The organism is Streptococcus pneumoniae, assembly GCF_001457635.1.
Classification (GTDB): domain Bacteria; phylum Bacillota; class Bacilli; order Lactobacillales; family Streptococcaceae; genus Streptococcus; species Streptococcus pneumoniae.
The window spans coordinates 1,699,444-1,715,171 of record NZ_LN831051.1 but is presented as its reverse complement, the minus strand read 5'-3'; the positions used below and the strand labels follow the sequence as shown (position 1 = coordinate 1,715,171).

General features: G+C 40.6%; 15 protein-coding genes, 3 pseudogenes and 1 other annotated feature. Of the genes and pseudogenes, 17 read left to right on the top strand and 1 reads right to left on the bottom strand.

Features of this window, described 5'->3' with window-relative positions:
* Positions 1-7: 7 nt before the first annotated feature.
* From AT689_RS09085 to AT689_RS09070, 4 genes and pseudogenes are all read left to right on the top strand, one after another.
* Positions 8-223, top strand: coding sequence for a YozE family protein (locus AT689_RS09085; RefSeq protein ID WP_001232078.1), 216 nt, complete (start codon positions 8-10; stop codon positions 221-223).
* Positions 224-308: 85 nt separating this feature from the next.
* Positions 309-1,277 carry a PhoH family protein gene (locus AT689_RS09080; RefSeq protein WP_000658181.1) on the top strand — a complete coding sequence of 323 codons (969 nt, stop codon included), beginning with the start codon at positions 309-311 and terminating at the stop codon, positions 1,275-1,277.
* A 179-nt stretch (positions 1,278-1,456) separates the two neighbouring features.
* Positions 1,457-1,957, top strand: a complete 501-nt coding sequence (locus AT689_RS09075; RefSeq protein ID WP_000566988.1) for a GNAT family N-acetyltransferase — start codon at positions 1,457-1,459, stop codon at positions 1,955-1,957.
* Positions 1,958-1,959: 2 nt separating this feature from the next.
* Positions 1,960-2,286 (top strand): annotated as a pseudogene (locus tag AT689_RS09070) (TfoX/Sxy family protein).
* A gap of 300 nt (positions 2,287-2,586) precedes the next feature.
* Here AT689_RS09070 and ald read toward each other — a convergent pair.
* A pseudogene (gene ald, locus AT689_RS12005) lies at positions 2,587-3,698 on the bottom strand (alanine dehydrogenase).
* A gap of 176 nt (positions 3,699-3,874) precedes the next feature.
* On the opposite strand from ald, the gene AT689_RS09055 reads away from it, so the two are divergent.
* From AT689_RS09055 to lytB, 13 genes and pseudogenes are all read left to right on the top strand, one after another.
* Positions 3,875-4,444 carry a GNAT family N-acetyltransferase gene (locus tag AT689_RS09055; RefSeq protein WP_000443745.1) on the top strand — a complete coding sequence of 190 codons (570 nt, stop codon included), beginning with the start codon at positions 3,875-3,877 and terminating at the stop codon, positions 4,442-4,444.
* A 67-nt stretch (positions 4,445-4,511) separates the two neighbouring features.
* On the top strand, positions 4,512-5,162 hold the full coding sequence (locus tag AT689_RS09050; RefSeq protein ID WP_000387352.1) for a helix-hairpin-helix domain-containing protein: 651 nt from the start codon (positions 4,512-4,514) through the stop codon (positions 5,160-5,162).
* Positions 5,146-7,386: pseudogene (locus AT689_RS09045) on the top strand (DNA internalization-related competence protein ComEC/Rec2). The gene AT689_RS09050 and the pseudogene AT689_RS09045 overlap by 17 nt, the downstream one beginning before the upstream one ends.
* Before the next feature lie 179 nt (positions 7,387-7,565).
* On the top strand, positions 7,566-7,754 hold the full coding sequence (locus AT689_RS09040; RefSeq protein ID WP_010976492.1) for a hypothetical protein: 189 nt from the start codon (positions 7,566-7,568) through the stop codon (positions 7,752-7,754).
* 31 nt (positions 7,755-7,785) lie between these two features.
* On the top strand, positions 7,786-8,373 hold the full coding sequence (locus AT689_RS09035; RefSeq protein ID WP_000933542.1) for an ABC transporter ATP-binding protein: 588 nt from the start codon (positions 7,786-7,788) through the stop codon (positions 8,371-8,373).
* Between the two features lie 3 nt (positions 8,374-8,376).
* Complete coding sequence (locus AT689_RS09030) at positions 8,377-9,552, top strand: ABC transporter permease (RefSeq protein WP_000655959.1); 1,176 nt, start codon at positions 8,377-8,379, stop codon at positions 9,550-9,552.
* Between the two features lie 173 nt (positions 9,553-9,725).
* Positions 9,726-9,857: a sequence feature (ribosomal protein L20 leader region), on the top strand.
* A 15-nt stretch (positions 9,858-9,872) separates the two neighbouring features.
* On the top strand, positions 9,873-10,403 hold the full coding sequence (gene infC / locus AT689_RS09025; RefSeq protein ID WP_025172502.1) for a translation initiation factor IF-3: 531 nt from the start codon (positions 9,873-9,875) through the stop codon (positions 10,401-10,403).
* A gap of 32 nt (positions 10,404-10,435) precedes the next feature.
* Positions 10,436-10,636, top strand: coding sequence for a 50S ribosomal protein L35 (rpmI, locus tag AT689_RS09020; RefSeq protein WP_001125943.1), 201 nt, complete (start codon positions 10,436-10,438; stop codon positions 10,634-10,636).
* A 51-nt stretch (positions 10,637-10,687) separates the two neighbouring features.
* The gene (gene rplT, locus AT689_RS09015) at positions 10,688-11,047 is read left to right on the top strand and encodes a 50S ribosomal protein L20 (protein ID WP_000124836.1); all 360 of its coding nucleotides are present in this window, start codon (positions 10,688-10,690) and stop codon (positions 11,045-11,047) included.
* Between the two features lie 57 nt (positions 11,048-11,104).
* Complete coding sequence (gene gloA / locus AT689_RS09010; protein WP_000157154.1) at positions 11,105-11,485, top strand: lactoylglutathione lyase; 381 nt, start codon at positions 11,105-11,107, stop codon at positions 11,483-11,485.
* A gap of 249 nt (positions 11,486-11,734) precedes the next feature.
* Positions 11,735-12,535 carry a dihydroorotate dehydrogenase electron transfer subunit gene (locus AT689_RS09005; RefSeq protein WP_001070102.1) on the top strand — a complete coding sequence of 267 codons (801 nt, stop codon included), beginning with the start codon at positions 11,735-11,737 and terminating at the stop codon, positions 12,533-12,535.
* Entirely contained in the window at positions 12,498-13,484 is a 987-nt protein-coding gene (locus AT689_RS09000; protein ID WP_001844686.1) for a dihydroorotate dehydrogenase, read from the top strand. The genes AT689_RS09005 and AT689_RS09000 overlap by 38 nt, the downstream gene beginning before the upstream one ends.
* Positions 13,485-13,525: 41 nt before the next feature.
* On the top strand, positions 13,526-15,691 hold the full coding sequence (lytB, locus tag AT689_RS08995) for an endo-beta-N-acetylglucosaminidase (protein ID WP_001845048.1): 2,166 nt from the start codon (positions 13,526-13,528) through the stop codon (positions 15,689-15,691).
* Positions 15,692-15,728: the final 37 nt, after the last annotated feature.

Below are 15,728 nucleotides of genomic sequence, written 5' to 3'. Positions count from 1 at the left end.
GAGGCTTATGAGAAAATCATTTTACACTTGGCTCATGACCGAGCGCAATCCTAAAAGTAACAATCCCAAAGCAATTTTGGCAGACCTCGCTTTTGAAGAGGCAGCTTTTCCAAAACATACAGATGATTTTGATGAGGTCAGTCGCTTTTTGGAGGAGCATGCCAGTTTCTCTTTTAACCTAGGAGATTTTGACAGCATTTGGCAGGAATATCTAGAACACTAGCATTTATTCATTGGGTTTGGGCTAGTAATTTCTCCATCCCTCTGCTATAATAAAAAGAAATAAAAGGATTAGAGAGGTTCTTTATTTGAAGGAACATTCAATAGACATTCAACTGAGTCATCCAGATGACCTGTTTCATCTTTTTGGTTCCAATGAACGCCATCTTCGTTTGATGGAAGAAGAGCTTGATGTTGTGATTCATGCTCGTACGGAGATTGTCCAGGTTTTGGGAGAAGAGTCTGCTTGCGAGGAAGCCCGTCAGGTTATTCAAGCTCTCATGGCCTTGGTAAATCGTGGGATGACCGTTGGTACGCCAGATGTAGTGACGGCTATTAGTATGGTCAAAAATGATGAAATTGACAAGTTTGTCGCCCTTTACGAAGAAGAAATCATCAAGGATAATACTGGGAAGCCTATCCGCGTCAAAACCTTAGGTCAAAAACTTTATGTGGACAGTGTCAAACAGCATGATGTGACCTTTGGAATTGGGCCAGCAGGTACAGGGAAGACCTTCCTTGCAGTGACCTTGGCAGTGACTGCCCTTAAACGTGGGCAAGTCAAGCGAATTATCCTAACTCGTCCAGCGGTGGAAGCGGGAGAGAGTCTTGGATTTCTTCCGGGTGATCTTAAGGAGAAGGTGGATCCTTACCTTCGTCCTGTTTACGATGCCTTGTATCAAATTCTTGGGAAAGACCAAACGACTCGTCTCATGGAGCGTGAAATTATCGAAATTGCGCCCCTTGCCTATATGCGTGGCCGGACCTTGGATGATGCCTTTGTCATTCTCGATGAGGCGCAAAACACGACCATCATGCAGATGAAGATGTTCTTGACGCGTTTAGGCTTTCATTCTAAGATGATTGTCAATGGAGATATCAGTCAGATTGACCTGCCACGTAATGTCAAGTCCGGTTTGATTGATGCTCAAGAGAAACTCAAGAACATCCATCAGATTGACTTTGTTCATTTTTCAGCCAAGGATGTGGTTCGCCATCCAGTTGTCGCTCAGATTATCCGAGCCTATGAATATTCTACTGAAGTTGCACACGACTGATTTTGAGGAAGTTCGCCTGCAAAAGAATATACTTTTGAGAGAGGAAAATCCAGTTGTATAGGCTAAAGGTTTGAGACAACGATTAGGCACGATGGAAAGAACTTTTATGTGGCTGATGACGATCAGTGCATCTTCCTGTGTCATAATCACAGGGCGCAAGAAAGTAGGAATTTGAAAAGATGATTGACCAACTATCTAAGTATTACAGTTGTAGGATACTAACTGAAAAGGATATTCCAAGTATTTTATCTTTATATGAAAGTAATCCTCTGTATTTTCAGCATTGTCCACCAGAGCCAAATTTTGCAACTGTAAAAGAGGACATGCTTTGTCTACCTGAAGGTAAAGCTAAGGCTGATAAGTTTTTTGTTGGATTTTGGAATGGATCTGACCTTGTGGCTGTTATGGATTTTGTCTATGCATATCCTGATGAGGAGACTGTTTTTATTGGTTTGTTTATGGTTGATCAAGCCTATCAGAGGAAAGGGATTGGTAGTCATATTGTGACAGAAGCACTAGCTTATTTTGCTAAGAACTTTCGAAAGGCACGTTTGGCTTATGTTAAGGGAAATCCGCAATCTCAGCATTTTTGGGAAAAGCAGGGCTTTAAATCAATTGGATGCGAGGTTAAGCAAGAACTCTATACGGTTGTTATCGCTGAACAGAGCCTAGAAGATTAGAAATGGCATCAAGTAAGAACTATTTGGAATTTGTTTTGGAACAATTATCAGGATTAGATGATGTGACTTACCGTTCCATGATTGGGGAGTATATTCTTTACTTCCGCGGCAAGATTATTGGCGGCATTTATGACGATCGCTTTTTAGTTAAACCCGTGCAAGCAGTCTTAGATAAGATTGACCAATCTTCTTTTGAGTTTCCATACAAAGGTGCCAAAGAAATGATTTGAGTGGAAGAACTTGATAATAAGATGTTTCTATAAGACCTGATTTTAGCTATGTATAACCAACTGCCAACGCCCAAACCTAAAAAGAAAAAGCAAGGGTGAACGAAGTAAAAAAGAAGTCTGCTAAGGCCCTGTCTTTGCACGGGTAAAATTTTATATATAAAAAGAAGCTGGGACTAAAGAGCTCAGCTTCCTTTGGTTTATATAATTGTCATTACAAGACGAAGTGGTTGGGCGAAACTCTGTTGACTTTATTCAATTTAGAGTTTCTTATGCACAATTGAGTCTGGAACGAAAGTCTCCAGTTGCAAAGTATACAGTACAATAAACCAACGATGTAATAGCTGATGACACAAAGCACAGTGGGTAGGACTTGCGAAGTCACCCTTTTCTTTTCAAAATTTATACTAAATCATTGATATCAGTGTAGTCACGATTAAGTCCTTGAGCAACTGGTAGGCTAGTCAAGTAACCTTGATAAGTGGTCACACCTTGACGCAAGCCTTCATCTTCAGAGATTGCTTGTGCGAATCCTTTGCCAGCCAAAGCTTCGATATAAGGAAGAGTGACATTGGTTAGGGCGATGGTTGAAGTGCGGGCAACCGCACCAGGGATATTGGCAACGGCATAGTGGAGAACACCGTGTTTTTCATAGACGGGTTCATCGTGCGTTGTCACACGGTCAGCTGTTTCGATAACGCCACCTTGGTCAACAGCAACGTCAACGATACAGAGCCTGGACGCATTTGTTTGACCATCTCATCTGTCACCAATTCCGGTGCTTTTGCACCAGGGATGAGAATGGCTCCAATCACCACATCAGCATCTCTCACACTTGCTTCAATGTTGAATGAATTAGATATAATAGTTTGAATTTGACTTCCAAAGACTTCTTCTAGAACTGAGAGACGCTTGGCACTAATATCTAAAATAGTCACTTGAGCACCAAGACCAAGGGCGATGCGGGCAGCATGTGTACCGACGACACCATCACCGATGATAGTTACTTTTCCTTTTGGAACACCTGGTACACCACCAAGTAGAACACCAGAGCCACCAGCTTGCTTAGTAAGGAAGTGAGCTCCGATTTGAACAGCCATACGACCTGCAACCTCACTCATAGGAACGAGGAGCGGTAGTTGTCCTTGATTGTCACGAACAGTTTCATAGGCAATTCCTGTTGTTTTTGCTGCTAACATAGCATCTGCTAATTCTGGAGCAGCGGCCATGTGCAAGTAGGTGAAGAGAAGAAGATCGTCGCGCAAGTAACCGTATTCAGAACTTAAAGGTTCTTTTACTTTCACAACCAACTCTGCTGCCCAAGCTTCACCAGCAGTAGCGACAATCTCAGCTCCTTGCTTTTGATAGTCAGCATCAGTAAAGCCAGAACCGAGACCAGCATTTGTTTCGATAAGGACACGATGACCACGACTAACTAAGCTATGAACACCTGCAGGTGTGAGGGCGACACGGTTTTCGTTATTTTTAATTTCTTTTGGGATTCCGATTAACATTGAGATAACCTACCTTTCAATTGACGGTCTTGTTTTGGTTGTCACATTCCAGTTCATAAATCAAAAATGTGACGGTTTCATTGTATATGAAACCGCTTCAAAAATCAAGAAAAACTTGTCATCCAAATTTTTTTATGCTAGACTAGTGAAAATCAAGCTCTAATGGAGGGAAAAGTATGGAATCAATATTTGTGAAATTTGCCCAGTATCCGTCTATAGAAACGGAGCGTTTATTGCTTAGACCTGTAACTTTGGATGATGCGGAAGCAATGTTTGACTATGCCTCGGACAAGGGTAATACACGTTACACTTTTCCAACCAATCAAAGCTTGGAAGAAACCAAGAATAACATTGCTCAGTTCTACTTGGCTAATCCCTTGGGACGTTGGGGGATTGAATTAAAAGATAACGGCAAGTTTATCGGAACTATTGACTTACACAAGATTGATCCTGTTCTTAAGAAGGCAGCTATTGGCTACATTATCAATAAAAAGTATTGGAATCAAGGATTAACGACAGAAGCCAATCGTGCTGTGATTGAGCTAGCTTTTGAGAAGATAGGGATGAATAAGTTGACTGCCCTTCACGATAAGGCTAATCCCGCGTCAGGAAAGGTCATGGAGAAATCAGGCATGCGTTTTTCCCATGCAGAACCATATGCTTGTATGGACCAGCATGAAAAAGGCCGAATCGTGACAAGAGTTCATTATGTCTTGACCAAGGAAGACTATTTTGCAAATAAATAAGCAGTTGAAAAGAAATTTTTCGACTGTTTTTTCTTCCTCTTACGAATAATCTAAGAGAGGAGAAAATATGGAAGCAATTATCGAGAAAATCAAAGAGTATAAAATCATCGTCATCTGTACTGGTCTGGGCTTGCTTGTAGGCGGATTTTTCCTGCTAAAGCCAGCTCCACAAACATCTGTCAAAGAGACGAATTTGCAGGCTGAAGTTGCAGCTGTTTCCAAGGACTCATCGACCGGAAAGGAAGTGAACAAGGAAGAGAAGGAAGAACCAGTTGAACAAGATCTAATCACAGTAGATGTCAAAGGTGCTGTCAAATCGCCAGGGATTTATGACTTGCCTGTAGGTAGTCGAGTCAATGATGCTGTTCAGAAGGCTGGTGGCTTGACAGAGCAAGCAGACAGCAAGTCGCTCAATCTAGCTCAGAAAGTTAGTGATGAGGCTCTGGTTTACGTTCCTACTAAGGGAGAAGAAGCAGTTAGTCAACAGACTGGTTCGGGGACAGCTTCTTCAACAAGCAAGGAAAAGAAGGTCAATCTCAACAAGGCCAGTCTGGAAGAACTCAAGCAGGTCAAGGGACTGGGAGGAAAACGAGCTCAGGACATTATTGACCATCGTGAGGCAAATGGCAAGTTCAAGTCAGTAGACGAGCTCAAGAAGGTCTCTGGCATTGGTGCCAAGACCATAGAAAAACTTAAAGACTATGTTACAGTGGATTAAGAATTTCTCTATTCCCCTAATTTACCTGAGTTTTCTGTTACTATGGCTTTACTACGCCATTTTCTCAGTATCCTATTTTGCTTTGTTGGGTTTTGTTTTTCTGCTAGTCTGCCTCTTTATCCAATTTCCTTGGAAATCAGCAGGTAAAGTTCTAGTGATTTGTGGAGTCTTTGGCTTCTGGTTTCTGTTTCAAACTTGGCAACAGAGTCAAGTGAGTCAAAATTTGGTGGATTCTGTTGAAAGGGTACGGATTTTACCAGACACTATTAAGGTTAACGGTGACAGTCTGTCCTTTCGTGGTAAGTCTGATGGTCGTGCTTTCCAAGTCTATTATAAACTCCAGTCCGAGGAGGAGAAAGAAGCCTTTCAAGCTTTAACTGACCTTCATGAGATAGGACTAGAAGGGAAGCTTTCGGAGCCAGAAGGGCAGAGAAATTTTGGTGGCTTTGACTACCAAGGCTATCTGAAGACTCAGGGAATTTACCAGACACTCAATATTAAAAGAATCCAGTCACTCCAAAAGGTTGGCAGTTGGGATATAGGTGAAAACCTGTCCAGTTTACGTCGAAAGGCTGTGGTTTGGATTAAGATGCACTTCCCAGACCCTATGCGCAATTACATGACAGGACTCTTGCTAGGACATCTGGACACCGATTTTGAGGAGATGAATGAGCTTTATTCCAGTTTAGGAATTATTCACCTTTTTGCCTTGTCAGGTATGCAGGTAGGGTTTTTCATGGACGGATTTAAGAAACTACTTTTACGATTGGGCTTGACACAAGAAAAGTTGAAGTGGCTGACTTATCCCTTTTCCCTTATCTATGCGGGACTAACTGGATTTTCAGCATCGGTTATTCGCAGTCTCTTGCAAAAGCTACTGGCTCAACATGGGGTTAAGGGCTTGGATAATTTTGCCTTGACGGTGCTTGTCCTCTTTATTGTCATGCCAAACTTTTTCTTGACAGCAGGAGGAGTCTTGTCCTGTGCTTATGCTTTTATCCTGACCATGACCAGCAAAGAAGGGGAGGGGCTCAAGGCTGTTACTAGTGAAAGTCTAGTCATCTCCTTGGGCATATTGCCCATTCTATCCTTCTATTTTGCGGAATTTCAACCTTGGTCTATCCTTTTGACCTTTGTCTTTTCCTTTCTTTTTGACTTGGTCTTCTTACCGCTCTTGTCTATCTTATTTGTCCTTTCCTTTCTCTATCCAGTCATTCAGCTGAACTTTATCTTTGAATGGTTAGAGGGCATTATTCGCTTGGTCTCGCAGGTGGCAAGTAGACCGCTTGTCTTTGGACAACCCAATGAATGGCTTTTAATCCTATTGTTAATTTCTTTGGCTTTGGTCTATGATTTGAGGAAAAACATTAAAAAGCTAACGGTATTGTGCTTATTGATTACAGGGCTCTTTCTCCTGACCAAGCATCCACTGGAAAATGAAATCACCATGCTGGATGTGGGGCAAGGAGAAAGTATTTTCCTACGGGATGTAACTGGGAAAACCATTCTCATAGATGTAGGTGGTAAGGCAGAATCTTATAAGAAAATCAAAAAATGGCAAGAAAAGATGACGACCAGCAATGCCCAGCGAAGCTTGATACCCTATCTCAAAAGTCGAGGAGTAGCTAAGATTGACCAGCTAATTTTGACTAACACGGACAAGGAGCATGTTGGAGATTTGTCAGAGATGACCAAGGCTTTCCATGTAGGGGAGATTCTAGTATCAAAAGACAGTCTGAAACAGAAGGAATTTGTGGCAGAACTACAGGCGACTCAAACAAAGGTGCGTAGTATGATAGTAGGGGAGAACTTGCCCATTTTTGGAAGTCAGTTAGAAGTTCTATCTCCAAGGAAAATGGGAGATGGAGGACACGATGATACCCTAGTTCTGTATGGGAAATTCTTGGATAAGTAATTTCTCTTCACGGGAAATTTGGAGGAGAAAGGAGAGAAGGACTTGCTGAAGCACTATCCAGACTTGAAAGTAAATGTTTTGAAAGCTAGCCAACATGGCAATAAAAAATCATCAAGTCCAGCCTTTCTAGAAAAACTCAAACCAGAGCTTACTCTTATCTCAGTTGGAAAGAGCAATCGAATGAAACTCCCCCATCAGGAAACATTGACACGACTGGAAGGTATCAATAGCAAAGTTTATCGAACTGACCAGCAAGGAGCTATACGTTTTAAGGGGTTGGATAGTTGGAAAATCGAAAGTGTTCGATAGGAAGGATAAATGTTGTAGATTAGTGAAATAAACTAAAAATTTGTTGCATAATAATGATAAAAACGGTATAATGAAAACGCATTCAATATTGAGGATATAAAATCATTAAAAATCAGCAAAAGTTGTTTTAGTTAGTTAGTTTATAATCTATTGGTCTTCTTCAGTCCAGTGTATCTGCTGTGACAGTCACTAAAAGTTACAAGTATGATTGGAATACGGTTTTGGAATATAGTACCAACTATCACGACCATCAGTATGCTTGGATTCCGGAATGGTCTCGTTATTACAGCTATTCTGAGTATAAAGTTGGCGGAGGCTGGAACTACGCTCGTTATGAGGTCATAAACTACTATACTGGAGGTTATTAATCCTTAAAGAGTGAGAAAAGGAGGGCTGGATATGTTAAATCTTACTCATGTTACCTTAAAAACGCGACAAGTCATCTTGCAAGATGCGGATTTTACCTTTAAAAAGGGTAGGATTTATGGCCTTCTTGCTATCAATGGCTCGGGAAAGACGACACTATTCCGAGCTATGAGCAAGTTGCTTCCCCTTAGTAGTGGACACATCGCAGTTCCTCCTTCTTTGTTTTATTATGAGAGCGTTGAATGGCTGGATGGAAACTTAAGTGGGATGGACTACCTTCGTCTCATAAAAAACATCTGGAAGTCAGACCTAAACTTGAGAGATGAAATCGCCTACTGGGAAATGGCTGACTATATCAGTCTTCCCATCCGCAAGTATTCCTTAGGGATGAAGCAACGCTTGGTGATTGCTATGTATTTTCTCAGTCAGGCCAAATGCTGGCTCATGGATGAGATTACAAATGGCTTAGACGAGTATTATCGACAGAAGTTTTTTGATAGGCTAGCACAAATCGATAGACAAGAACAGCTGGTTCTTTTAAGTTCCCACTATAAGGAAGAGTTGGTTGATATCTGCGATAGAGTAGTAACCATTCATCAGGGGCAGATAGAAGAGGTTTAGTTTATGAAAGATGTTAGTCTATTTTTATTGAAAAAAGTTTTCAAAAGTCGTTTAAACTGGATTATCTTAACTTTATTTGTATCTGTACTCGGTGTTACCTTTTATTTAAATAGTCAGACTGCAAACTCACACAGCTTGGAGAGCAGGTTGGAAAGTCGCATTGCAGCCAACGAGAGGGCTATCAATGAAAATGAAGAGAAACTCTCCCAAATGTCTGATACCAGCTCGGAGGAATACCAGTTTGCTAAAAATAATTTAGACGTGCAAAAAAATCTTTTGACGCGAAAGACAGAAATTCTAACTTTACTAAAAGAAGGGCGCTGGAAAGAAGCCTACTATCTGCAGTGGAAAGATGAAGAGAAGAATTATGAATTTGTATCAAATGACCCGACTGCTAGCTCTGGCTTAAAAATGGGGGTTGACCGCGAACGGAAGATTTACCAAGCCCTGTATCCCTTGAACATAAAAGCACATACTTTGGAGTTTCCGACCCACGGGATTGATCAGATTGTCTGGATTTTAGAGGTTATCATCCCAAGCTTGTTTGTGGTTGCGATTATTTTTATGCTAACACAACTATTTGCAGAAAGATATCAAAATCATCTGGACACAGCTCACTTATATCCTGTTTCAAAAGTGACATTTGCAATATCCTCTCTTGGAGTTGGAGTGGGATATGTAACTGTGCTGTTTATCGGAATCTGTGGCTTTTCTTTTCTAGTGGGAAGTCTGATAAGTGGTTTTGGACAGTTAGATTATCCCTACCCAATTTATAGCTTAGTGAATCAAGAAGTAACTATTGGGAAAATACAAGATGTATTATTTCCTGGCTTGCTCTTAGCTTTCTTAGCCTTTATCGTCATTGTGGAAGTTGTGTACTTGATTGCTTACTTTTTCAAGCAAAAAATGCCTGTCCTCTTTCTTTCACTCATTGGGATTGTTGGCTTATTGTTTGGCATCCAAACAATTCAGCCTCTTCAAAGGATTGCACATCTGATTCCCTTTACTTCCTTGCGTTCAGTGGAGATTTTATCTGGAAGATTACCTAAGCAGATTGATAATGTCGATCTAAATTGGAGCATGGGAATGGTCTTACTTCCTTGCCTGATTATCTTTTTGCTATTGGGAATTCTATTTATTGAAAGATGGGGAAGTTCACAGAAAAAAAGAATTTTTTAATAGATTCTAGCTTTCCTATAGGTAGGGAAAATAAGTAAAAACTAACATAGAGAGGGAATCAACTTGATTCTCTCTTTTTGATTCGAAAACCAAACCAAAATACAAACACAAACTTTTCAAAAAATAACTTTTTATCTTGACAAGAGCTAGAAAACTTGGTATCATATAAAAGTTGAGAAAAGCAGAAGTGAGAGCTTCTCGCCTTGTGACATTAAGTTGCCTGGCCCTACGGATGAAAAGTTTCGAAGAAACGCTATCATAACGTGCGGGCTTGTATATTTACGAGTCCGCTATTGTTTTTCTCTAATAAAACAAAAGAGGTGAAAACCATAGCAAAGCAAGACTTATTCATCAATGATGAGATTCGTGTACGTGAAGTTCGCTTGATTGGTCTTGAAGGAGAACAGCTAGGCATCAAGCCACTCAGTGAAGCGCAAGCTTTGGCTGATAACGCTAATGTTGACCTAGTATTGATTCAACCCCAAGCCAAACCGCCTGTTGCAAAAATTATGGACTACGGTAAGTTCAAATTTGAGTACCAGAAGAAGCAAAAAGAACAACGTAAAAAACAAAGCGTTGTTACTGTGAAAGAAGTTCGTCTAAGTCCAACTATTGACAAGGGTGACTTTGATACAAAACTTCGTAATGCACGTAAGTTCCTTGAAAAAGGAAATAAAGTTAAGGTATCTATTCGCTTTAAGGGTCGTATGATTACCCATAAAGGGATTGGTGCAAAAGTTTTAGCCGAGTTTGCTGAAGCAACTCAAGATATTGCCATCATCGAACAACGTGCTAAAATGGATGGACGTCAAATGTTCATGCAATTGGCGCCAGCGACTGACAAAAAATAATTGTCAGAAAGTTAAATAAAGGAGAAAAAATCATGCCAAAACAAAAAACACACCGCGCATCAGCTAAACGTTTCAAACGTACAGGTTCTGGTGGACTTAAACGTTTCCGTGCTTACACTTCTCACCGTTTCCACGGAAAAACTAAGAAACAACGTCGTCATCTTCGTAAAGCATCTATGGTGCATTCAGGAGATTACAAACGTATCAAAGCAATGCTTACTCGCTTGAAATAATAGCTTGACTGTAAGTAAACAATTCTAGGAAATATTTGGAGGAAATAAAACATGGCACGTGTTAAAGGTGGCGTTGTATCACGCAAACGTCGTAAACGTATTCTTAAATTAGCAAAAGGTTACTATGGAGCTAAACACATCTTGTTCCGTACTGCAAAAGAACAAGTAATGAACTCTTACTACTATGCATACCGTGACCGTCGTCAGAAAAAACGTGACTTCCGCAAATTGTGGATCACTCGTATCAATGCGGCAGCTCGTATGAACGGACTTTCATACTCACAATTGATGCATGGTTTGAAATTGGCTGAGATCGAAGTTAACCGTAAAATGCTTGCTGACTTGGCTGTTAACGATGCAGTAGCTTTCACAGCTCTTGCAGATGCAGCTAAAGCAAAACTTGGTAAATAACAACTGATGAGACTGGAACAGGATTGTCCAGTCTTTTTAAAAATAAAGGAGAAAAATATGGCTTCAAAAATGCTACACACTTGCTTACGAGTAGAAAATCTTGAAAAATCAATCGCATTTTATCAAGATGCTTTTGGTTTTAAAGAATTGCGTCGCAGAGATTTTCCAGACCATGCCTTCACGATTGTCTATCTAGGTCTTGAGGGTGATGACTATGAGTTGGAGTTGACTTATAACTACGATCACGGTCCGTATGTGGTTGGTGATGGGTTTGCCCATATCGCCCTCAGTACACCTGATCTTGAGGCACTTCATCAAGAACACAGTGCAAAAGGCTATGAAGTGACTGAGCCAAATGGTCTACCAGGAACTACACCAAACTATTACTTTGTCAAAGACCCTGATGGATATAAGGTCGAAGTCATTCGTGAAAAATAATTTCGTGCAAGTTAAGTAGAATATTCGTTTTTTACTTGACTTTTTTTAGCTGAAAGAGTATACTAATAAAAATTCAACCTTTAAGGGGAGTCCAGAGAGACTCACAAGGTGTCAGATAAAAGAATAGTGCAATTTTCTAGAGGAGACTTTTTGAGTGTGCTCTCTTGTGTTGTACGATTTTAACTGAGGCCTTGCACTAGCAAGGTCTTTTCTTTATCTGGTCCCCTTAAAATTTAAGGAGGAAAAGTTATGAATCCCACATGTAAGAAGCGTTTGGGTGTCATTCGGTTGGAAACCATGAAGGTGGTTGCACAAGAGGAAATCGCGCCAGCAATCTTTGAATTAGTCCTAGAAGGAGAAATGGTTGAAGCCATGCGAGCAGGCCAATTTCTTCATCTGCGTGTACCAGACGATGCCCATCTTTTACGTCGTCCTATTTCAATTTCGTCTATTGACAAGGCAAACAAGCAGTGTCACCTCATTTATCGGATTGAGGGAGCTGGGACTGCAATTTTTTCAACCTTAAGTCAGGGAGACACTCTTGATGTGATGGGGCCTCAGGGAAATGGTTTTGACTTGTCTGACCTTGATGAGCAGAATCAGGTTCTCCTTGTTGGTGGTGGGATTGGTGTTCCACCCTTGCTTGAGGTGGCCAAGGAATTGCATGAACGTGGAGTGAAAGTAGTGACAGTCCTCGGTTTTGCTAATAAGGATGCTGTTATTTTGAAAACGGAATTGGCTCAGTATGGTCAGGTCTTTGTAACGACAGATGATGGTTCTTATGGCATCAAGGGAAATGTTTCCGTTGTTATCAATGATTTAGATAGTCAGTTTGATGCTGTTTACTCGTGTGGGGCTCCAGGAATGATGAAGTATATCAATCAAACCTTTGATGATCACCCAAGAGCCTATTTATCTCTGGAATCTCGTATGGCTTGTGGGATGGGAGCTTGCTATGCCTGTGTTCTAAAAGTACCAGAAAGCGAGACGGTCAACCAACGCGTCTGTGAAGATGGTCCTGTTTTCCGCACAGGAACAGTTGTATTATAAGGAGAAAATTATGACTACAAATCGATTACAAGTGTCTCTACCTGGTTTGGATTTGAAAAATCCGATTATTCCAGCATCAGGTTGTTTTGGCTTTGGACAAGAGTATGCCAAGTACTATGATTTAAACCTTTTAGGTTCTATTATGATCAAGGCGACAACCCTTGAACCACGTTTTGGGAACCCAACTCCAAGAGTAGCAGAGACGCCTGCTGGTATGCTCAATGCAATTGGCTTGCAAAATCCTGGTTTAGAGGTTGTTTTGGCTGAAAAGCTACCTTGGCTGGAAAGAGAATATCCAAATCTTCCTATTATTGCCAATGTAGCTGGTTTTTCAAAACAAGAGTATGCAGCTGTTTCTCATGGGATTTCCAAGGCAACTAATGTAAAAGCTATCGAGCTCAATATTTCTTGTCCCAATGTTGACCACTGTAATCATGGACTTTTGATTGGTCAAGATCCAGATTTGGCTTATGATGTGGTGAAAGCAGCTGTGGAAGCCTCAGAAGTGCCAGTTTATGTCAAATTAACCCCGAGTGTGACCGATATCGTTACTGTCGCAAAAGCTGCAGAAGATGCGGGAGCAAGTGGCTTGACCATGATCAATACTCTGGTTGGAATGCGCTTTGACCTCAAAACCAGAAAACCAATCTTGGCCAATGGAACAGGTGGAATGTCAGGTCCAGCAGTCTTTCCAGTAGCCCTCAAACTCATCCGCCAAGTAGCCCAAACAACAGACCTGCCTATCATTGGAATGGGGGGAGTGGATTCGGCTGAAGCTGCCCTAGAAATGTATCTGGCTGGGGCATCTGCTATCGGAGTTGGAACAGCTAACTTTACCAATCCTTATGCCTGCCCTGACATCATCGAAAATTTACCAAAAGTCATGGATAAATACGGTATTAGCAGTCTGGAAGAACTCCGTCAGGAAGTAAAAGAGTCTCTGAGGTAAACTGCAATCAATCTGTTCTTGATTTTTTATTAGTTTGTAATATGAATTTAGGAGAATTTTGGTACAATAAAATAAATAAGAACAGAGGAAGAAGGTTAATGAAGAAAGTAAGATTTATTTTTTTAGCTCTGCTATTTTTCTTAGCTAGTCCAGAGGGTGCAATGGCTAGTGATGGTACTTGGCAAGGAAAACAGTATCTGAAAGAAGATGGCAGTCAAGCAGCGAATGAGTGGGTTTTTGATACTCATTATCAATCTTGGTTCTATATAAAAGCAGATGCTAACTATACTGAAAATGAATGGCTAAAGCAAGGTGACGACTATTTTTACCTCAAATCTGGTGGCTATATGGCCAAATCAGAATGGGTAGAAGACAAGGGAGCCTTTTATTATCTTGACCAAGATGGAAAGATGAAAAGAAATGCTTGGGTAGGAACTTCCTATGTTGGTGCAACAGGTGCCAAAGTAATAGAAGACTGGGTCTATGATTCTCAATACGATGCTTGGTTTTATATCAAAGCAGATGGACAGCACGCAGAGAAAGAATGGCTCCAAATTAAAGGGAAGGACTATTATTTCAAATCCGGTGGTTATCTACTAACAAGTCAGTGGATTAATCAAGCTTATGTGAATGCTAGTGGTGCCAAAGTACAGCAAGGTTGGCTTTTTGACAAACAATACCAATCTTGGTTTTACATAAAAGAAAATGGAAACTATGCTGATAAAGAATGGATTTTCGAGAATGGTCACTATTATTATCTAAAATCTGGTGGCTACATGGCAGCCAATGAATGGATTTGGGATAAGGAATCTTGGTTTTATCTCAAATTTGATGGGAAAATAGCTGAAAAAGAATGGGTCTACGATTCTCATAGTCAAGCCTGGTACTACTTCAAATCCGGTGGTTACATGACAGCCAATGAATGGATTTGGGATAAGGAATCTTGGTTTTACCTCAAGTCTGATGGCAAAATGGCTGAAAAAGAATGGGTCTACGATTCTCATAGTCAAGCCTGGTACTACTTCAAATCTGGTGGCTACATGACAGCCAATGAATGGATTTGGGATAAGGAATCTTGGTTTTACCTCAAGTCTGATGGCAAAATGGCTGAAAAAGAATGGGTCTACGATTCTCATAGTCAAGCTTGGTACTACTTCAAATCCGGTGGTTACATGACAGCCAATGAATGGATTTGGGATAAGGAATCTTGGTTTTACCTCAAGTCTGATGGCAAAATGGCTGAAAAAGAATGGGTCTACGATTCTCATAGTCAAGCCTGGTACTACTTCAAATCTGGTGGTTACATGGCGAAAAATGAGACAGTAGATGGTTATCAGCTTGGAAGCGATGGTAAATGGCTTGGAGGAAAAGCTACAAATGAAAATGCTGCTTACTATCAAGTAGTGCCTGTTACAGCCAATGTTTATGATTCAGATGGTGAAAAGCTTTCCTATATATCGCAAGGTAGTGTCGTATGGCTAGATAAGGATAGAAAAAGTGATGACAAGCGCTTGGCTATTACTATTTCTGGTTTGTCAGGCTATATGAAAACAGAAGATTTACAAGCGCTAGATGCTAGTAAGGACTTTATCCCTTATTATGAGAGTGATGGCCACCGTTTTTATCACTATGTGGCTCAGAATGCTAGTATCCCAGTAGCTTCTCATCTTTCTGATATGGAAGTAGGCAAGAAATATTATTCGGCAGATGGCCTGCATTTTGATGGTTTTAAGCTTGAGAATCCCTTCCTTTTCAAAGATTTAACAGAGGCTACAAACTACAGTGCTGAAGAATTGGATAAGGTATTTAGTTTGCTAAACATTAACAATAGCCTTTTGGAGAACAAGGGCGCTACTTTTAAGGAAGCCGAAGAACATTACCATATCAATGCTCTTTATCTCCTTGCCCATAGTGCCCTAGAAAGTAACTGGGGAAGAAGTAAAATTGCCAAAGATAAGAATAATTTCTTTGGCATTACAGCCTATGATACGACCCCTTACCTTTCTGCTAAGACATTTGATGATGTGGATAAGGGAATTTTAGGTGCAACCAAGTGGATTAAGGAAAATTATATCGATAGGGGAAGAACTTTCCTTGGAAACAAGGCTTCTGGTATGAATGTGGAATATGCTTCAGACCCTTATTGGGGCGAAAAAATTGCTAGTGTGATGATGAAAATCAATGAGAAGCTAGGTGGCAAAGATTAGTACTATAAGTGAATATGATTTGAGTGAATAGTAAGTT